Below are 19,629 nucleotides of genomic sequence, written 5' to 3' on the forward strand. Positions count from 1 at the left end.
CAATTATTGAAAAAGACAGGCACCCGGCACGTTTTTTTTTGTAGCGCGGCATCGCGGTATTTTAAAGAGGATATTCACGGCTCTGCTGCAAATTATAACGGTTTTATATTGCTGGAGCACAGCGATCCCTTTCCGGAAAAGATCAGCCAGGCGCATGTTGATCCTCTTTTTATAGCCAGCCTGCAGGAGCTGGCAAAACAAAAGAAAGCCAAGCTCCTGCTGATCCGTAACCGTAAAACGGATTTTAAAACCTGCCGGCTGATTTATGTGGATTGCATCGGACACCGCTACCTTACCCTACGCTCCACATTGGCAGATCTGGCTGCTATCCGGTTGGAGTTTTACATCAATAACCCGGATGCGATTTGGGAAACGGATCCTTTTTTTGTGGTATGCACCAATGGTAAAAAAGACAAGTGCTGCGCCAAGTTTGGCTTCCCCGTTTTTAAGTTCATCGAGAATCATGATAAGGCGGTTTCTGTTTTTGAAAGTACCCATGTGGGGGGCGATCGTTTTGCGGCAAACGCGGTTTGTATGCCGAAGGGTATTTATTACGGGCGGGTGATGGTTGAAGATGTAGATGCCATCCTGGAAGCCACTGAGCGGGAGCTTATCCATTACCCTAATTACCGCGGGCTTTGCACCAGGTCGTTTCTGTACCAGTCGGTAGAGTGTTGCCTGAGGGAGCAGTTGCAGGATTTTTCAGTCAGCTTTGATTTTACCATTGATGAACAGACCGAAGGGGAGGAGGGCTACGATTTCAGGGTTACGGTAAATGGGGAATCTTATCAGCTTCGACTTTTAAAAAAGGTGATTCCTTATCCCTATTACCTCACCTGCAAATCGCAAAAACCGGGGAATATCACGAAGTACCTGCTGCAAAGTTTTAGTAAGGCCTGATCCCGTGGCGGCACTTTATTGTTTGAGCTTTCAGCTATTGATAATTGGTTTTCAGCGGATAGCTTTCCCTTATTTAACAGTCTTCGGCCAATTAAAAGATATTCATGATGTGGGGTATCGTTTGTTGGAAGAAATCTCCCGGGGAACAATTGCCCGTGTAAGATCTGTGAAGTTTACCGGTCTTAAAGATCCAGTCCCATCTGTATATTGACCCGTTTGTAGGGGCTGGGGCGGTTGGTGATCTTTTTAAATCCCAGCTTGTAATAGAGACGGATAGCTGGTTTTAGCCGGGTGTTACTCTCCAGGTAAAGTTTGGAAGCCCCCTGTTCTTTTGCTTTTTCAATGATGGCATTGGCCAGCAGGAACCCGATATTTTTTCCCTGGGCTGAGGGCGCAACGGCCATCTTGGCCAGTTCATAATCATAGTCGGGGTCATTCATTTTTATAAGTGCACATACCCCAACCGGTTCTCCTTTATACAGGGCCACCAGGATAAAACCACCCTTTTCAAGAATATACTTCCCGGGGTTGGAGAGGGTTCGGGTATCTTTTGTTTCTATTTCAAAGTACTGCGATATCCAGGCTTCATTTAAAGAACGGAACGCGGCTTTGTACCCGGGTTCGTAGCTAACAATGCTGACAAGGTTGCTTTCCCGTTGTTTTTTTTGTTCCAGTACCCGGCGTGAAAGGGATTTTTGCTCCAGGAGGAATTCCCATTCCTCTATGGCTTTCCAAAGATCATGCACTGCTTCCTGTATCAGGCCCTCCACAGCATGGTCAACATCTGTGCATTGATCCATCATCCGGGGAACAAGAGTCCTGCCTTTTGCGGATAATGCCACCAGGTTCTGCCGCTTGTCGCCGGATCGTTTGTTTTCGGTGATCAGCCCCTTTGCGGTCATTTCACGGATGGTTCTGCTTACGGAGGGCTGCGAATGCCCGATCTCCCGGGCGATTTCGGTGATCGTTTTTTTCTCGTTCTGCGAAAGCATATAAAAGACCGGGAACCATTGGGCCTTCAGCGGAAGCTGGTTTTGCTCATAGATCTTTCCTGCCTCTTCGGTAAACAGGGCAGACAGCATCCGGAGCCGGCTGCCCAGGGCGGTTTTACCGGTACGGGTATAAAATATCTTTTCCATAATTAATTCCATAACTTGTTATGTAAATGTATGAAATCTCTTTATAACCGGGATGGTTTTGGATCCGGAATCTTTGGTCTTGCTACCAGCTTTGAGCCTTTCAATCACCTCAAATACGAAACCGCTCACTGAGGACGAAAACAGATCTGACCAGGAACGTTAAGCTTGAAACTTTAAACCGAAAACTGATGCTTCTTTAAAACCAGGTTTAACCTCACACAATCGGTTCATCGGATCATTAGCCCCTGCGGGTCCCGGGCAAACAGGTAAGCATCGTATTCAATAAAATCCGTTGCCTTGATCTGTACGGTCTCCGGTTTTCCGTTCTTCAGGGTAAAAACAGCGGGGAACACACCAAAGCCGATATTGGAATAGGTGAGCCGGAAAGTATTATTGTCCATATACTCCAGTGTGGCCGTCAGGTCCGGATGATGCTGAAAGGAACAGCTGAGCTGGTTGGTCCCTCTTTTCGAGATCCGGATCCTTCCGTAAACCGTATTGTAATAATCGCCGGTATAAGCATCCAGCGGCACCGGAGTGCTGTTGCGGGCATCTACCCGCTGCTGCAGCTGCTTCAAACCGGCCTCGGTCTCTTTCCGGTTCTTAGCGGCAAAGCCCTGAAGGAAGCGGCTTCGGTTTTTATAAGGAACTCCCAGGTAGGCATCCAGTACCTGGTAACGCAGGGCTTCAAAAAAGCTTTGGTTGTCATTGTTGCTTAATATTACAATGCCCAGTTTTTCTTCCGGTACAAAGCATACATTGGTCACAAAACCAAAAGCGCCGCCCGTATGCCAGTACACTTGCCGGCCATTGTAATCGGCCGCGTATACGCCCAGGCCATAGGTTATAAAATGGATGGGATAGTTGTTGTTTTTGCGGCTGTTGACCGTTATGTTGGCATCGCGCGTTTTTTGCAGCACTTCCCAGGGTAAAATACGCTGGCCTTCAAAGCGGCCGCTGTCCAGCTGCATACGCAGCCAACGGGTAAGATCAGCTACATTGCTTATCATGCTGGCCGCTGGGCCCAGGTTGTCTACCTGGTCAAAAGGCAACACGGTCAGCGGGCTAAACATATTGCTGTGAGGTGCCGCCACATTGGATCGCTGCTGTATACCCGCAGTATTCATATAAGTATGACTCATGCCCAGGGGAGTAAGAATATTTTCCTGCACATAATGTTCCCAGGTTTGACCGGTTACCTGTTGCAGTACCTGGCCTGCGGTTAAAAAACCAGCATTGCAATAGCCATAATCCTGCCGGAAGGTGCCGGGAGGCTTCAGGTACCGCAGCTTCCACAGGATGGAATCCCTGGGAAGACTGGAGTCCCAGAAGGTGAAATCACCCTGGAAGGTTTTGGTGCCCAGGCGGTGGCACAATACATCCCTGAGCGAGATGAGGCGGGTGGTCGTACTGTCCCACATACGGAACCAGGGAAGGTAGCGGGTGACGGGATCGTTGAGCGATAATTTTTTTTCATAGTCCAGCTTGGCTATGGATGTACCGGTAAACAGCTTTGAATTGGAGGCGATCATGAAAAGTGTGTTTTCATCCACCGGTTCCGGCTTATTCATATTACGTACGCCATAACCTTTTTCAAGAATAACCCGGCCATCCTTTACAATAGCGATGGCCAATCCCGGAATTTGCCATTCCTTCATGCCTTTTTTGATATAGTTGTTGAGGCTGTCGCTGACAAAAGAAGGGGTCTGGGCCGATGAGATATAGGCGATGCAAGAAAAGATTGCAGGCAGCAGTATTTTTTTCATGCTTTTATTGTGGGTTGAAGAGATCCGTTATGGAGGTAAATATAGTTTAATTTGAAAATTTGAAAATATGGAAATGTGGAAATGTGAGAATGTGGGGAAAGAAGATGTGTTGCGGTGCTATATACTTTGCTCGGGGGTTTCTTTCGGTTTTGTGAGAACGGGCACCGGTCATCGGTTTTCCCCCCGCTTTACGCTTAATGAACCATTAAAGGGCGGTTTTGACCGACAGTTATTGCCTTTTGGGCCATTGCTGAAAACGAACCGGCCCCGGTTAATTTATCTTCAGGATCTCATTAGCAATAACAAAACGGATATAAAATTTATAAAGCAATAGGCAAACACTTAGAGGCAAAGAAGGCGCTCCGGTTTATACCGGGCGCTTTTTTGATGAGGTGTCGCATCAAAACCTGCAGGATTCTAATCGGATATTAGTACATTTAGCAGGATGAATGATGCAGTTATAAAAAAAATAAAGATTACCAATATTATACGCGAAACAGCGGATGCAAAAACATTTGTCGTGGAGCCGCTGGAGGGCTGGCAGCCTGTTTATAAACCCGGACAGTTTCTTACCCTGGTTTTTCAGAATCATCTGGGAGCGCAACGGCGCTCATTTTCTATTTCTTCGAGCCCCGATGTGGGAGAGCCACTTGCATTTACGGTAAAAAAACTTGATAATGGCGAGTTTAGCCGTTATCTTATTTATAAGGCGCAAACCGGCGATGTGCTTCAAACCTCCGGTATCAGCGGCTTTTTTGTGTTACCCGTAAATGCCAGAGAAAAGGAGTTTTGTTTTCTAGCCGCGGGGAGCGGCATTACACCCTGTTTTTCCTTAATTAAAACCCTGCTGAAGACAACGGCCGTACCGGTAACCCTGGTGTACAGCAACCGGTCAGCGGCAGCTGTCATTTTTTATGAAGCGCTGCTGCAGCTGCAAAAAGAGTATGAAGATCGACTTCGGATCCATTTCCTGTTTAGCAATCATCCGGATGTACTGCAGAAGCGGCTCAGCCATTGGGTGCTGACGCATTTTGTGGAGCAGTACCTGCCCCAGCCGGTAAGGGCGCGTACCTTGTTTTATATTTGCGGCCCTTATGATTATATGCTGATGGCCGGCATTTCATTAAAGAGTAACGGGGTTGTGGGCAAGCAGATCATTAAAGAGGACTTTTACCCCATGCCGCGCTTGTTAAAACCGAAGCCGCCGGATCTGGATGCGCACAAGGTTACCATTCGGATTGGCCGCACCATGCAGGAGCTGATGGTACAGTATCCGGATACGATTACGGCCTCCGGCAAAAAAGCGGGCATTACATTACCTTATAGTTGCGAGTCGGGGCAATGCGGCAGTTGTGTGGCTACCTGTACTTCGGGAAAGATCTGGATGGCCTATAATGAGGTGCTGACGGATGATGAAATAGCAAAAGGCCGTGTACTTACCTGCCAGGGTTACCCGGTAGGTGGCGATGCCGTTATTGTTTTTGAATGAGGGGATCGCGAGAACGGGGCGCCTGGCGAAATAAAACCCGCGTTCGTCTTTAAAATCCGGGGATTTGTCGAATTTTTTTTAATGTGCCCTTTTTTTGAACGTAACTTTAGTTAAGGCTGAAAAGAAATATTGATTATTGCTAAAATTTGAAGCAATCACAGCTAGCTGCTTTTGAATTTGAAACTGTAACCCGCTCAAAACCCATCATCCGAGGGTTTCTCCATTAATTATACTTTGCCCCATAAACGGGGATGGACGAGTGATTTTTTAGGAAATCAGTATCAATTATTTTACATTTTCTGCAGCCTTTATGAAAGAACGGTTTTTTATCGCTGATCCATTCACTTTTTTATCCCCTGCCGTGTATAACAGGGAATCTCTTTGTTGCTGTTGTTTTCTGATTTCCGGAAGGGAGGTGGCCAGGTAGTTTTTGAGGCTGTCCAGGTGAATGGTGAGCGCTGCGGGGTCTTTAGCAAGTTGAAACCAGGGGCGGGCTGCTCCAAAAGGATACTGGCCAAATACGACTACGGGCGTGCCGGCAGCCACCTGCTGGTTGTTTTTAAGGATCCATTGTTCGGCCCAGCCGTACAGGTACCGGGCATCAGATTCCTGCAGTCGCATACAGCTGTGAGATGCCGGGTAACCCGGAAGCGCATATTCATGAAAGCCAATGCCCCAGCTGTTGTGCACATTAAAATTCCATTTGAGTTCCCATTCGTCATTGACGGTACTGGTGGTTTTGCGGGCCTTCCAGTTGGTGAAATAAAGCCGTGCCGGTGTGGGTTTGCTTTTGCGGCCCGTATTGGTTTGCCCTGTTAAAACCAGTTTCCCGTTTTCATAGGCTGCAAATGCCTGGGCATGCAGCGAAAAAAGGATGATCTTGTGGATGTCCTTTAAAAAGTCAACTTCCTCCGGAAAAGGCAGGTAGGCGGTACGGGATAATGAAAAGTTGCTGGGCACCAGAATGCTGTCCAGGCGCCGGATATGGTTGGAGTCGGTTCGGTTAATAGCAATTAAAAGATCAAGATGCCGGGCACCTTCAAAGCTATCCTTTAAGGATTGCCATTCTTTTTTTTGCATAAAGCGGTAGCTCAGGCGGGGCGGTTCCGGCACCCCGGCCGTGTCTTTTGGCATGGCTCCGGTGGCGGTGTTGGTGGTCTTTTTTTCGATCTGCCTGCAGGCGGTAAACAATATACAAACGACTGCAGCAGTTAGGAAATGGCGGTTCATTTTAAAATAAAAATTGCAATGCAATATCGGTAAAAAAAGATACAGACAGGTTATCGCTGTTTTAAATTTTTATCGCTAATTCCGGCGAACTCCTTCCAGATATCGATGGCTTTTATGTAAGATATCCTTGTTTTTGTAAAGCCTGGTTTCTGTTAGAAAGATGTATATTCGTAACCATTTACGTTAAATAAAAATTACTATATGAAAAGAGAAAAGTTGCGCGTTGGTATGATTGGCGGGGGAAAGGACGCTTTCATCGGGGCCATCCATCGCCTGGCATTTAATATGGACGGGCAGATAGAACTGTGTTGCGGGGCGTTGAGCATTCATCCCGAAGTGGCCAAAGAATCCGGCGAAATGCTGTTCCTTCCGGAAGATCGTATTTATATGAACTATGAGGAAATGATCCGCAAAGAGAGCCAGCTGCCGGAAGATAAGCGTATACATTTTGTATCGATCGTAACGCCCAATTTTGTGCATTTTGCGCCGGCCATGATGGCATTGGAGCATGGGTTTAACGTAGTGATCGAAAAGCCGATGGTGTTTAGTTTGGATGAGGCCAAACAATTACAGCAGAAAGTGAAGGAAACAGGATTGATGCTTTGCCTTACCCATACCTATACCGGTTACCCGATGGTAAAACAAGCCCGGCAGATGGTAGCGGAAGGCGCTTTTGGCAAGATCAGAAAAGTTTATGTAGAATATCCCCAGGGCTGGCTGAGCCGTTTGTCGGAGCGGGAAGGCAATGCCCAGGCTGCCTGGCGTACCGATCCCAAAAAGAGCGGGAAGAGCGGTTGTATGGGCGACATCGGTACCCATGCGGCCAACCTGGCAGAATATATTACCGGCCAGCATATTTCAAAACTTTGTGCAGATCTGAACACGATTGTGGAAGGTCGCAATCTGGATGATGATGGCGCGGTACTATTGAAGTTTGACCAGGGCGCATCCGGTGTATTGATAGCGAGCCAGGTGGCAGCGGGTGAGGAAAATGCATTAAAGATCAGAATCTACGGTGAAAAAGGCGGACTGGAATGGCATCAGCAGGAGCCCAATACCTTGCTGGTAAAATGGCTGGATGCCCCCACGCAGGTGTACCGGGCCGGCAGCGGTTACCTGGGCAACTATGCAAAACATAATTGCCGTACTCCGGGAGGCCATCCCGAAGGATACCTGGAAGCATTTGCCAATCACTACCGGAATTTTTCCCAGGCGCTGCAAGCCAAATTGCATGGTGAAACCCCGTCTGAGGAAAGCCTTGATTTTCCTTCTGTAGATGATGGCGTAAGGGGCATGGCATTTATCGACAATGTTGTGGCCTCTGCACAATCAGATCAGAAATGGTGGGATTTTGTGGTGTAAGGTTTTGGTCCAGGTTTTCAGGTTTCAAGTTCCAGGTTTCAGTTGGATCCGTTTGTATGCTTGGGGAGTTTATTTCTTAACATATAAGGTTCAATGTTTCAGGTTGGATTCGGCGTGAAACATTGAACCTTAAACTTTAGACTACCCTACCTGATGCCGGCTTCCGGATACTGGTTTCTTGTTTCTGATGCCACATTCGCGATCTTCCAGGAAGAGCACCATTTATTTTGGACAGCGACACTGCTTTTACTCTGACTGACTGAAAACGAGGTGTTGGGGCTATGTTAATTGCGTGTATTTTCGAGTTGAACAAAAGTTGCTACTCCCGGCAGCCACACACGGTGCTTCGCCTTTCGTACCTCAAGGCTTCCCGTATCTAGCTTTTGTCCAACGAGCCGGGTTTACACGGTAGCTGCCTCAACTTTCAATATAATCAAACAGGCAATCCCGTGGCAACCTTCGTTCAACCTGGTGTTTGCTAAATGGCAACTCCCGTGTATTGCTTCCGTTTCAAGATGAAAAAAGCCATATCTCTATAACTGGCAAAAACTTAAACTAAGGCAAAAATAAAATAGACGGGCTTTTTTCATTTGCCACTTCGCAAACACCCGGCTCATTGGCAGTAAGTTTTAGCGACACCCAACGTTTACAAGAAAGTGTATAAATGAAAAAGGAACCCGAAATGAGTTCCTTTAAATCTTTTACTTGATTACATTTCCATGAAAGAAAGAGGCTTTACCAAGTCTATATGATACAAATTTAAAAAGAATAGCCGATATTGCCAAATATGAAATTAGAATTAAGGAATAAATATTTTTCAAGACCAAGATATAATAGATATCTCAATGCGACAGGAAATAATAATGCTAGAGCGAAAAAGCTATACAACGCTAACATACGATTAGCCTAATCATTTCACCCTATTTTAAGCCAATTTGAGGTCGTTCTGAGAAATAGCCTAAACATTATCTTAGTAGCACATTTTACTGACCCAGACTGGATTATCAATCAGAAAACTGGTTTTATGAGAGATAATTCCTTGAGAAGTTCCCATTATTTCTTGAGAAGCTGTGTTCAAAAAAACGAGATCAAACTAACAAAACGAGGTATTCCTGTAACAAGCGGTAAAATAATATCTGACCAAACTTTTGGATTTTGGTTAGCGTTCTTTTTGTCGCATCATTATTCATTAGTTGGCGGGCAACCAATACACATATTCCCTCATAAACCAATAACAGAAAATAGAGCAAGCATTTATGACAAGCTTGACGACATCAAGAGTTTTAGAAATAGAGTTAACCATTGTGAGCCACTCTGCTTTAACGGACATAATATTGATTGTTCTTTAGCTTTAGACATAAGAACGAAACTCTACAATTTAGTAGAATGGATAGACCCTCAGTTAGTTCCTTTTTTTGAAAGCATTGACAATATTCGAAGTAAGACAACTCACATCATGACGATATAAACCTGCCTCCAATAACTAAGCTTTCGTTGCGTCCGCAGGACGAACAATGAAAGCGATGTTGAACGGAACCTACGGTAGCCGCTCTTACATTATGGGATTCCCGAACTTTTTGATAAGGATACTGGGCAGACTTTAGCGGTCTGCTGAAACAGTGTCAAAAATAATGAGTTTAGTTCGCTTCTCTCAAACAGCAAACCCGATTGATGATTTGAGGAACAAAATCAGACACGCTTACGACATTCATTTAATGTTGGCAGACGGCAAACTCAATTCATTTTCAGTCCAGCTAAATCTTTGCGTCATTGCTCCTTTGCATCGTTGCGGGAAATGTATAGGTCTGTTTTATTAATCATTTTTTTATAATAACCTGGAACTTTAAACAAGCCCCGGATGCATGTTGTTAAATGAGTAACCCGCGATCTTCTTAGAAGAGCAAATCCCCGGACCAGTGTAAAATCTAACGTGAAACCTTGAACGTGAAACTTTAAACCCTCCTAAACGCTGACTGCTCAACGCTCATCTCAATATATCCCCTTCCAGCCGCATCAGTTCTGTTTCGGATAACTTGGTATTATACCGCGCCTCAATAAGCCGGTCGTAGGCCTGCGCCAGGCTGAGCTGTGCTTCGCGCAACTGTACCAGGGTGGCCATGCCCAACTTGTAGGTTTGAAAAACAATGTCCACGTTTTCCTTTGCCAGTTCTATATTTTCCTCTTCCAGTTTCAGCGCCCGCTTTTGCTGATCATAGTTTTTATAAGAGTTAATGGCATTCAGCCGGATGAGGGAATGCTGGTTGTCGTAGTTTAGCTCTTCCATCTTCAAACCCCACTGGCTTTGTTTGATATTCCTCCTTGCCGACAGCTGGTTAAAAATCGGAATGCTGGCGGTTAGTCCATAGTTGTATCCATGACTTTGATTAAACAGGGTGGAGAAGGGGTTAATGACCTTCTTGTTTTCTGTACGGGTAAAATTATACATGGAGTTAAAGGACAAAGTAGGGTAAAGATCCGCCCGGCTTTCCTTTACACCATATTGGGCAACCTGGATCCTTGTTTTGGCCAGTTGCAGCGAGGGGTTTTTTTGTTCAATCGCATCCAGGATATTTCCCAGTGAAAGATCATAATTGAGCGGGATCGTATCAGGTATATCAAATGCCGCACCATTGATCTGGCTGTTCATGGCCTGGGCCAGCTGTTCTTTAAGTTGTGCCACCTGCACTTCCTGTTGCATGCGCAGCGACCGCTGGCTGTTCAGATCTACTTTGCTTTGCAGCACATCCGGCTTGGCGCCGGTTCCGATATCAAGTTTGTTCTGTGCCAGCCTGGCCCGCTCCTGGTTGAGTTTGATCTGTACATCGGTGGCCCCGATCTGCTGCTTGCCCCTGGCAATGGCGTAGTAGTTGTTGATGACGGCAGCAATGGTATTAACAACCTGTTCTTTGATAGTGTATTCACCGGCTTCGAGCAGCGCCGCGGCTTTATCGCGTGTGGCAAACATCTTAAGCCCGTCAAACAGTACCCAGCTAAGCGCCACATTAGCCTGCAGGTTATTACTCCGGATATTACTGGATTTGCGTTGCGTGCCATCTGCCAGCGTCTGCTTCTGGTTGTTGTTGGTATTGGTAAGCCCGGCATTGCCGTTTACACTGGGGAGGAACACCATGTTGCGATAGCTGTAGTCGATAGCGGCGATGGTTGAATCGTTTTTCGACAATTGTATCTGGTAGTTATTGAGCAGGGCGGTGGCAATGGCTTCTTCTAAAGTTAATGTTCGTTGTGCGCAAACCGATCCGGAAAATACCAGTAAGCCCAGGATAAGTATCAGTATCTGCGCTTTATGAAAACAGGTTGGCTGGTTTCTTCCTGCCGATAGTTGCCGTATTTTATAAAGATCGTTGTTCATTTATTAAAGCGTTTTATCTTCCAGCCGGAGCATTTCATCAAATTCTTTATTCTTCTTATTGGATGAAAGATAACTGTAAATAGCGGGAATTACATACAGGGTAAGTATCAGCGAAAAGATGATACCCCCTACAATCACAATCCCCAGCGGAATGCGGCTGGTGGCGGCGGCGCCCAGCGACAGGGCAATGGGCAGCGCGCCCAGGGCCATGGTCATGCTTGTCATAAGGATGGGCCGCAAACGCTGACCCGCCGCAAATATTACCGCCTCCCGCTTGCCCATGTTTTTCTTGCGGCTCTGGTTGGCAAACTCCACAATCAGGATGCCGTTTTTGGTTACCAGCCCAATGAGCATGATCATACCGATTTCCGAAAAAATGTTCAGGGTATGCCCGAAGATCCAAAGCGACAACAGGGCGCCGGCCAGGGCCAGCGGCACGGTAATCATAATGATAAACGGATCAATAAAACTTTCGAATTGTGCCGCAAGGATCAGGAATATAAGACCCAGCGCCAGCAGGAAAGCAAAGCTGGTATTGCTGCTGCTTTCTGCAAAATCCCGGGCGGAGCCGCTCAGCGAGGTGGTAAACGATTCATCCAGCATCTTTTGTGCAATCCGGTTCATTTCCTTTACCCCATCGCCCACGGTGTGCCCCTCGGTAAGCCCTGCAGATATGGTGGCCGATTTGTACCGGTTAAAGTGATAGATTGTGGGCGGGGTGGTAGACTCTACAGCGTTGGTGATATTGTCCAGGCTGATGAGCTGGCCCTGGTTGTTCCGTACAAAAATCTTTTTAAGGTCATTCGGGTCATCGCGGTCAATACGGTCTACCTGCGCCATTACCTGGTATTGCTTCCCACTACGGGTAAAATAACCCAAACGCTGGTTGCTGTATGCGGTTTGCAGGGCCTGCGATACATCGCTGACCGTTATGCCCAGCTGTGCGGCTTTTAACCGGTCTACATGTACTCTTAATTCCGGCTTATTAAATTTCAGGTCGGCATCCACCTGCTGCAGGATATCGCTTTTATTACATTCTTCCAGGAACCGGGGCAGCATTTCCGAAAGCTTTTCAAAATCATTATTCTGGATTACAAACTGTACATCCTGCCCGCCACGGCGGTTTACCTGAATGGTTTGATCCTGTATTGCAAAGGCGCGGGCTTCCGTATACTTCGACAGGTGCCGGTTTACGTAATCCACGATCTGCTTTTGAGAACGATCCCGTTCATTGGGGGGCACCAGGCGCACCCGCACCATGCCGGAATTGGAGCTGCCGCTCCGGCGGGATCCCGTAATGGAAAGTACAATCTCTTTTTCGGGAATGGAGTCGATCAGGAATTGCGATACTTTGTCTACATAGGAGTCCATCGCATAAAAAGAAGTACCCTCCGGCGCGGTAAGGTTTAACCGGAACTGGCTCTTGTCTTCCATGGGGGCCAGCTCCGACTGGATATTGCGCCCGATGACTCCAATAATACAAAAGCAGGCAACCACGATCAGCCAGGATACCCACCGTACTTTCATAAAGGCTTTGAGTGATCGCTCATAGTAGTACTCGAGCCCGCGGAAAAAAGGCTCTGTTTTATTGTAGAACCAGGAGTGTTTGTGTACGTTCTTTTTAGACAGGAACACATTAAGCACCGGTGTAAGGGTTAATGATACAAATGCGGAAATGAGTACCGCACCGGCTACCACGATCCCGAACTCGCGGAACAGGCTGCCCACAAAGCCCTGCAGGAAGATGATGGGCAAAAAGACCACCGCAAGGGTTATGGATGTGGCAATAACGGCAAAGTAGATTTCCTTGGAGCCTTCCAGTGCCGCTTTTCGCTTGCTCATGCCCTGCTCCAGTTTTTTGAAGATGTTCTCCGTTACCACAATACCATCATCTACCACCAGCCCCGTAGCCAGCACAATAGCCAGCAGGGACAGTACATTGATGGTATAGCCCATAAAGTACATGATAAAGAAAGCGCCGATCAGCGATACCGGGATATCGATCAGCGGACGTATCGAAAGGATCCAGTCGCGGAAAAATAAATAAATAATGATCACTACCAGGCCAATGGCGATGAAGAGGGTTTCTTCTACTTCGGTGATGGATTTTTTGATGTATTGAGTTTGGTCCAGGGCAATATTCAGTTTGATATCATCAGGCACTTCCTTTTTAATTGTTTCCATCCTTTTATAAAATTCATTGGAGATGGATACATAATTGGCGCCCGGCTGGGGGATAATGGCCAGGGCAATCATGGGAATGGCGCTTTCTTTTAAGGCCGATTCTTCGTTTTCCGGTCCCAGTACCACGTTGGCTACATCTTTAACGCGGATATCGGCTCCCCCGTCATTTTTTATAATGATGTTTGCAAATTCTTCCTCGGTGTCGAGCCTCCCGAAAGTACGGATGGTCAGCTCGGTATTTTCGCCGGTTAATTTTCCGGAGGGGAGTTCGATGTTTTCGCGCTGCAGGGCCGACTGTATATCGGATGCCGTAATGTTAAAGGCAGCCATCTTGTTGGGGTCCAGCCAAAGCCGCATGGCAAAGCGTTTTTCGCCCCAGGTATCGATACTGCTGACTCCGGGAATGGTTTGCAGCCGGTCTATCAGACTGTTGGTAGCATATTCTGTAAGCTCCAGCGGATTTTTGGTGGCGCTCTGTACGGTCATGGCAAGGATGGGCTCGGCGCTGGCATCGGCTTTTGTAACGGCGGATGGTTCTTCAAGATCGGGAGGCAGCTGGCGCTGTGCGGCAGATACCTTGTCGCGCACATCGTTGGCAGCCGTTTCCAGGTTGGCGCCCACTTCAAACTCTACATTGATGTTGCTGGTGCCGTTGCTGCTGCTGGAGGTAATATCGCGAATACCGGCAATACCGTTGATGGCGTCTTCCAGGGGCTCGGTAATCTGGCTTTCGATAATGTCGGCATTGGCACCGGGGTAGCTGGTCCTTACGCTGATATTGGGTGGGTCAATAGCCGGGTAGTCACGCACCCCCAGGAATTTAAACCCAATGAACCCAAACACGATAATAACCAGGTTCATCACAATGGCCAAAACCGGTCTCCTCAAACTTAGCTCAGAAATATTCATCAATAATATATTAGATGATCTGTCATCTCTTTTTTCAGTTGACGATCTTGTTGATATTCACTTTTGCATGAGGCTTTGTAGCCATTACGCCTGTTACAAGGACTGTGTCTCCTGTTTTCAGGCCTCTTGTAATTTCGATCCGTGCAGAATCCCTGCTGCCGGTTTCCACATCTGAAAAGAGCGCCTTGCCATTGCTTACCAGGATTACCTGTTTGCCGCGGGCCGTGGGCAGGATGGATTGGGTGGGAATAAAAATGGCATTGTTTTTTGGAGCGAATCCTATTTTTACTTTAGCAAAAGCACCGGGAATCAGCCCCTGCACCGGTCCTGTAACCTGGGCCCTTACCGTTAAACTGCGATTGCTGACGGCTACATTGGATTCGGTGGCCATCACTTTGGCCGTATAATTGGTATTGTTGCCTTCAACTGTGAAACTTACAATTTGGCCGGCAGCTATTTTTGTCGTGTATTTTTCGGGAACCACAAAATCGATCTTAAGGGTGCTGGTCTGATTGATGGTGGCAATAACGGTTGCGGGCGTTACATAGGCGCCGGGGCTGATCGCCTTCAAACCCATTTTTCCGCTAAAGGGCGCCCGTACTACAGTGCGCGAAATTTCGGTCCGGATCAGGGCCATATCAGCCTGGATATTCTGCAGCGTCAGCACGCTGTTATCATAGTCCTGCTTACTGATGCCCTGTATGCCTACCAGTTGCCGCGCCCGGTCCTCGTTAACTTTTGCAATAGCCAGTTGTGATTCCAGCTTTTTTAACTGTGCCTGCAGATCGCCGTCATAAATTTTGGCCAGCACCGTTCCCTGGCTCACAAACTGCCCTTCCCTCAGGTGGAGCTGAACCACCCGGCCCGATACCTCGGGATGGATCTCCGTTACCTCATTGGCAACGATGGTTCCCGGTGTTTCAATGTTTTCGGCAAACGACTCTGTTTTTACGATAAATGCATCCACCCGGGCTGCATCTTTTTTCTGACCAGACGGGGCCGGTTTTTTCTTTTCATTGCAAGCCAGGATGCTCAGTGTCAGCAGCAAGAAGAGTAACGTTGGGAACCGGTTCAAACGAATGTTATTTAGTTGAATAATTAAATGGTGGCTATCAAGTCTATAAGACGCCTTCATGGGGCAAATCTTGCGGAAAGATGCGGTTTTTTCTGATTTCTGATGAACCTACTAATATATGAAGAACCCGGTTAATATTGAACCTCAAACATCAAACAAAAAACGATGAACGGCTCATGGAGTATAAAACCGGATCTAATGTGAAACCTGGAACCGGATCAGTCTGCTATAAGCACCCCTGAAACATTCCATGCGCTGAAGCTGGTCCCCTCGGGTTTCCCCTGTGGAATGGTTACCTGCAGAGTATATTCCCCCGCTTCAAGGTTGCCGAGGCTGATCCGGAAGGGGTTGGTTACCGTACCCGGGCACCAGTTGGAGCGACTCAGATCGGAAGAAGATAGCCCGTTACTGAAATTGCCCGATGCCGGGTTAAAGAGGCGATAGCTGCCGCAGTCCTGCCGCCAGGGCACCAGGTCAAAGATTACTTTACCATTGAGCCGGATGGTGTTCTGTTTGGGCACAAACTCATCGCCATTGCCCCAGCCTCCGTGCCCGGTGGTGGTATAAAGTAAATGAGCGTTTTTTAGGGGGGTATCAACCCGGAAATGCACGATCAGCCCCTTATCATTATCAAACATTGTAGCATAATCCTGCCCGGCCATCTCCATAATATTGAGTGTATTAAAAAGGGAACGAACCTGTTGGGGTTGTTTGTCGGGTCCGCCCTTATGAATGGTAAGATGCGCGGTTACCTTGTGCCCGCCTTTATCATAGTTGCCAATGAATACGCCGATAAAGACTTCTTTGTTGCTGAACATTGAAGCAAGATCTGTAAGGTCCTGGCGGTAAGGAACGGCTTCCTGCCATTGTTTTCCTTTAAGCTGGATGTGGTTAAACTGTTTTATACCAAAGGGTGTAAAGAAACGCATCAGTTCCAGCGGGGGCGTATAGTCCGCAGTGGCAGTTACGCCCTGGTAGCTTTTTCCGTTACCATTCGTATAGGCCGGAAGGGTTTTTACACCGTTTTTTAACCCATCCATGAAGGATTGCTTTTTGTCTGTGGGGATCAGAAATACGGTGCCCGTGCGGTCGTATGCATCACCATTGGATTGCTCTTTAAGGTCCAGGAAAATGCGACTACCACTATCGACTACCGGCATCTTTATTTTTTTTACAATGATGGTGCCGCTGGCAAATCGCATTACATCACCGGTTGATTTGCTGGTATCGGAAAAGTTGATAACCTGATCGCTAAACAAGGGGATGGTGGTAAACCGGCTGTTCCAGATGGCATCGCGATAGCTCAGCAGGTCCGTTGGCTGTGTTTTCTGTGCCAGGAAGGAGGGGAGCTCCGGTTTTTGCAACTCAATTTTTTCGGCACGGATCACATTATTGCCATTGCGGACCTGCTCCAGTACCAGGCCCAGGTTTTGCCCCAATATGGTAGGTGCCCCCTTTACCGGGAGCTGGTCCGTATACCATAGTTCGATCGTATTGGAGTTTACAACAGTTTTTGCCTTTTTGCAGCGATAGCCCAATAGCTCTTTGGTCTCATTCAGCAATTCAAATTGCTGGGTACGCAATGCGGTGTCGATCGTAGAAATACGTTCCCTTTCGTTTAAAAAAGCGAAAAGCTGCTGCTGGTTAGCTGCACGGTCAACCAGTGATAGCTCAAAGGGGTAGGAGGCCTTCCCGGTAAAATCCCTTTCTGTAGTGATCAATGTCTGATGTGGCCCGGCAAACACCCAGGTCTTGTTTTGTTTTTCCGGCATTTTTCCGTTAAATCCGGAGCCGTAGGTGATCTTATAAACCGGGCTGCCGGTAAAGGCTACCTGAGTATTTCCCAATATATGTACACCTGTTACTAAGGCCGCCAACAGTAAGACTTTTATTTTCATCATAATGTTATTCAGTGGTGCAAAGATAACCACCTGAAGGGATTAAAACTTAACCGCAAAGTGCGCGAAGGACCCGCAAGGATCGTTATGACCCTTTGCGAACATTGCGAAAAAACCTGGCGTTCTTTGCGGTTGGGTGTTAACCGCGATGTGTAAGGCTCCTTGCGAAACCCTTTCGTTCTTTGTGGTTAGAACTTAACCGCAAAGTGCGCGAAGGACCCGCAAGGATCGCAATGACCCTTTGCGAACATTGCAAAAAAAAAACTGGCGTTCTTTGCGGTTGGGTGTTAACCGCGATGTGTAAGGCTCCTTGCGAAACCCTTTCGTTCTTTGTGGTTAGAACTTAACCGCAAAGTGCGCGAAGGACCCGCAAGGATCGCAATGACCCTTTGCGAACATTGCAAAAAAAAAACTGGCGTTCTTTGCGGTTGGGTGTTAACCGCGATGTGTAAGGCTCCTTGCGAAACCCTTTCGTTCTTTGTGGTTAGAACTTAACCGCAAAGTGCGCGAAGGACCCGCAAGGATCGCAATGACCCTTTGCGAACATTGCAAAAAAAAAACTGGCGTTCTTTGCGGTTGAGTGTTAACCGCGATGTGTGTAAGGCTCCTTGCGAAACCCTTTCGTTCTTTGTGGTTAAAACTTAACCGCAAAGTGCGCGAAGGACCCGCAAGGATCGCAATGACCCTTTGCGAACATTGCGAAAAAACCTGGCGTTCTTTGCGGTTGAGTGTTAACCGCGATGTGTGTAAGGCTCCTTGCGAAACCCTTTCGTTCTTTGTGGTTAAAATTTAACCGCAAAGTGCGCGAAGAACCCGCAAGGATCGCAATGACCCTTTGCGAACATTGCAAAAAAAAAACTGGCGTTCTTTGCGGTTGGGTGTTAACCGCGATGTGTAAGGCTCCTTGCGAAACCCTTTCGTTCTTTGTGGTTAGAACTTAACCGCAAAGTGCGCGAAGGACCCGCAAGGATCGCTATGACCTTTTGCGAACATTGAAAAAAACTGGCGTTCTTTGCGGTTGAGTGTTAACGATCGTTAGAAGCTGGCCCGGATCACCCGCAGCACATTTCCGCCCAGTATTTTCCGGATCGATTTTTTGCTATAGCCCCGTTTCAGCAATTCGGCGGTGATACGGGGGTAGGTGCTTACATCCTCAAGCCCGATGGGTACAGACCCGATACCATCATAATCAGACCCGATGCCCACATAATCATCACCCACCAGTTTTACAATATAATCAATATGATCTGCGAGGTCCGAAAGCGTGGGGCGGGCAGCTTCCATTTCTTTTTTAAAATAGCGGTCCCATTGCGCGAGGGCCTGTTGCGAATCTCCGGTTTGCCGGGAAACGGAATCGATGAACTGTTTTTTTACCGGCTCGGAAAGTGAAGCCAGCTTTTGATCAAATTTCCTGCTGATGAAGCCGGAGTAAAAATTGATGCAGATGACCCCGCCGTTTTTTGCTACGGCCCTGATCTGATCGTCTTTTACATTGCGGAAGACGGGACAGAGATTGTAAACGGAGCTGTGCGATAGAATAACGGGTTTGGTGCTGGCGGCAATGGCGTCATAAAAGGTTTGTTCGCCGGTATGGGACAGATCCACCAATACGCCGAGTTGATTGAGCCGCTGTACAACGGATTTGCCAAATGCGGTAAGGCCTTTATGTTGTAGTGTGTCGGCATGGAGCGTTTCATCCAGGGCGCTTGTAGCCCATGCGTTGCTGTTGTTCCAGGTAAGGGTCAGGTAACGCATCCCTCTTTTTTGCAGGCTGTCCAGTTTATTCAGGTTGTTCTCAATCATATGGCCGCCTTCAACGCCAATGAGGGCCACCAGCTTTTTTTGTTTGATGCCGCGCTGTATTTCCTGATAGCTTTTGGCCAGCATCAGCTGTTGCGGGTGGCGGTGCACGAGGGCTTCCAGGGAGTCGATCTGGTCCATGGCATCGGCGTATACACCTTTGGGGTTTTGTGCCACGGGACCGGTAAAAATGGAAAAGAACTGCACATCCAGCCCGCCTTTTTTCCATCGGGGAAGGTCCGTGTGCCGGTCTGGCTGGGGTTCCGTAATATCTCTTCCGCGCACTACGGATGCAGAGGTTACATCATTATGCCCATCAATGAGGATGGCTTTGTTGTGGATCCTTGCTGCTTTTTGTGCGGATGCATACAAGGAGCAAAGCAACAGGCATATTAACCCCGTTGTTTTTAAACCGGATCGATTCATGGTTTTAACGATTGATGTGTGGCCACAAAGATGCTGTGTTATTGCCGCTGAAACACAGATTCTTTTAGGGCTACAAAAATA

The 19,629-nt window shown here is 47.5% G+C and carries 12 protein-coding genes; 4 read left to right on the forward strand and 8 right to left on the reverse strand.

Going from position 1 to position 19,629, the window contains the following annotated elements:
• Positions 1 to 6: 6 nt before the first annotated feature.
• A complete protein-coding gene (locus GGU45_RS16795; RefSeq protein ID WP_435226682.1) occupies positions 7 to 900 on the forward strand; it encodes a ferredoxin family protein in 894 nt (297 codons plus the stop codon).
• A gap of 182 nt (positions 901 to 1,082) precedes the next feature.
• Here the strand turns inward: GGU45_RS16795 and GGU45_RS16800 are convergent, their stop codons facing one another.
• Both GGU45_RS16800 and GGU45_RS16805 read right to left on the reverse strand, forming a co-directional pair.
• Positions 1,083 to 2,039: a bifunctional helix-turn-helix transcriptional regulator/GNAT family N-acetyltransferase gene (locus tag GGU45_RS16800; RefSeq protein ID WP_435226684.1), complete on the reverse strand. Its 957-nt coding sequence runs from the start codon at positions 2,037 to 2,039 to the stop codon at positions 1,083 to 1,085.
• Between the two features lie 227 nt (positions 2,040 to 2,266).
• A complete protein-coding gene (locus GGU45_RS16805; RefSeq protein WP_435226686.1) occupies positions 2,267 to 3,805 on the reverse strand; it encodes a serine hydrolase in 1,539 nt (512 codons plus the stop codon).
• Between the two features lie 445 nt (positions 3,806 to 4,250).
• Between GGU45_RS16805 and GGU45_RS16810 the strand changes: the two genes are divergently transcribed.
• The gene (locus GGU45_RS16810) at positions 4,251 to 5,294 is read left to right on the forward strand and encodes a flavin reductase family protein (RefSeq protein WP_435226688.1); all 1,044 of its coding nucleotides are present in this window, start codon (positions 4,251 to 4,253) and stop codon (positions 5,292 to 5,294) included.
• Positions 5,295 to 5,579: 285 nt separating this feature from the next.
• Here the strand turns inward: GGU45_RS16810 and GGU45_RS16815 are convergent, their stop codons facing one another.
• Positions 5,580 to 6,524 carry a L,D-transpeptidase gene (locus GGU45_RS16815; protein ID WP_435226690.1) on the reverse strand — a complete coding sequence of 315 codons (945 nt, stop codon included), beginning with the start codon at positions 6,522 to 6,524 and terminating at the stop codon, positions 5,580 to 5,582.
• 201 nt (positions 6,525 to 6,725) lie between these two features.
• Here GGU45_RS16815 and GGU45_RS16820 point away from each other — a divergent pair, with 201 nt between their 5' ends.
• Both GGU45_RS16820 and GGU45_RS16825 read left to right on the forward strand, forming a co-directional pair.
• On the forward strand, positions 6,726 to 7,886 hold the full coding sequence (locus tag GGU45_RS16820; protein WP_435226691.1) for a Gfo/Idh/MocA family protein: 1,161 nt from the start codon (positions 6,726 to 6,728) through the stop codon (positions 7,884 to 7,886).
• Between the two features lie 1,024 nt (positions 7,887 to 8,910).
• Positions 8,911 to 9,354: a hypothetical protein gene (locus GGU45_RS16825; RefSeq protein ID WP_435226693.1), complete on the forward strand. Its 444-nt coding sequence runs from the start codon at positions 8,911 to 8,913 to the stop codon at positions 9,352 to 9,354.
• A 516-nt stretch (positions 9,355 to 9,870) separates the two neighbouring features.
• On the opposite strand, the gene GGU45_RS16830 is transcribed toward GGU45_RS16825, so the two are convergent.
• The 5 genes from GGU45_RS16830 to GGU45_RS16850 all read right to left on the reverse strand — a co-directional run bounded on the left by GGU45_RS16830 (position 9,871) and on the right by GGU45_RS16850 (position 19,548).
• The gene (locus GGU45_RS16830) at positions 9,871 to 11,256 is read right to left on the reverse strand and encodes a TolC family protein (RefSeq protein ID WP_435226694.1); all 1,386 of its coding nucleotides are present in this window, start codon (positions 11,254 to 11,256) and stop codon (positions 9,871 to 9,873) included.
• A 3-nt stretch (positions 11,257 to 11,259) separates the two neighbouring features.
• Positions 11,260 to 14,349 (reverse strand): efflux RND transporter permease subunit, encoded by a 3,090-nt coding sequence (locus GGU45_RS16835; protein WP_435226696.1) that lies wholly within the window; start codon positions 14,347 to 14,349, stop codon positions 11,260 to 11,262.
• Between the two features lie 34 nt (positions 14,350 to 14,383).
• Entirely contained in the window at positions 14,384 to 15,424 is a 1,041-nt protein-coding gene (locus GGU45_RS16840; protein WP_435226698.1) for an efflux RND transporter periplasmic adaptor subunit, read from the reverse strand.
• Positions 15,425 to 15,642: 218 nt separating this feature from the next.
• Positions 15,643 to 17,325, reverse strand: coding sequence for a PNGase F N-terminal domain-containing protein (locus GGU45_RS16845; RefSeq protein ID WP_435226700.1), 1,683 nt, complete (start codon positions 17,323 to 17,325; stop codon positions 15,643 to 15,645).
• A 1,032-nt stretch (positions 17,326 to 18,357) separates the two neighbouring features.
• On the reverse strand, positions 18,358 to 19,548 hold the full coding sequence (locus tag GGU45_RS16850; protein WP_435226702.1) for a dipeptidase: 1,191 nt from the start codon (positions 19,546 to 19,548) through the stop codon (positions 18,358 to 18,360).
• Positions 19,549 to 19,629 lie beyond the last annotated feature (81 nt).

The sequence above is a fragment of the Niabella hirudinis genome (assembly GCF_051201075.1).
Lineage (GTDB): Bacteria > Bacteroidota > Bacteroidia > Chitinophagales > Chitinophagaceae > Niabella > Niabella hirudinis.

Bases quoted from the DNA above. Each gene is read 5' to 3' on its own strand.
- GGU45_RS16800 (WP_435226684.1), bottom strand. From the start codon at position 2,039: ATGGAAAAGATATTTTATACCCGTACCGGTAAAACCGCCCTGGGCAGC.
- GGU45_RS16805 (WP_435226686.1), bottom strand. From the start codon at position 3,805: ATGAAAAAAATACTGCTGCCTGCAATCTTTTCTTGCATCGCCTATATC.
- GGU45_RS16810 (WP_435226688.1), top strand. From the start codon at position 4,251: ATGAATGATGCAGTTATAAAAAAAATAAAGATTACCAATATTATACGC.
- GGU45_RS16815 (WP_435226690.1), bottom strand. From the start codon at position 6,524: ATGAACCGCCATTTCCTAACTGCTGCAGTCGTTTGTATATTGTTTACC.
- GGU45_RS16820 (WP_435226691.1), top strand. From the start codon at position 6,726: ATGAAAAGAGAAAAGTTGCGCGTTGGTATGATTGGCGGGGGAAAGGAC.
- GGU45_RS16825 (WP_435226693.1), top strand. From the start codon at position 8,911: ATGAGAGATAATTCCTTGAGAAGTTCCCATTATTTCTTGAGAAGCTGT.
- GGU45_RS16830 (WP_435226694.1), bottom strand. From the start codon at position 11,256: ATGAACAACGATCTTTATAAAATACGGCAACTATCGGCAGGAAGAAAC.
- GGU45_RS16835 (WP_435226696.1), bottom strand. From the start codon at position 14,349: ATGAATATTTCTGAGCTAAGTTTGAGGAGACCGGTTTTGGCCATTGTG.
- GGU45_RS16845 (WP_435226700.1), bottom strand. From the start codon at position 17,325: ATGATGAAAATAAAAGTCTTACTGTTGGCGGCCTTAGTAACAGGTGTA.
- GGU45_RS16850 (WP_435226702.1), bottom strand. From the start codon at position 19,548: ATGAATCGATCCGGTTTAAAAACAACGGGGTTAATATGCCTGTTGCTT.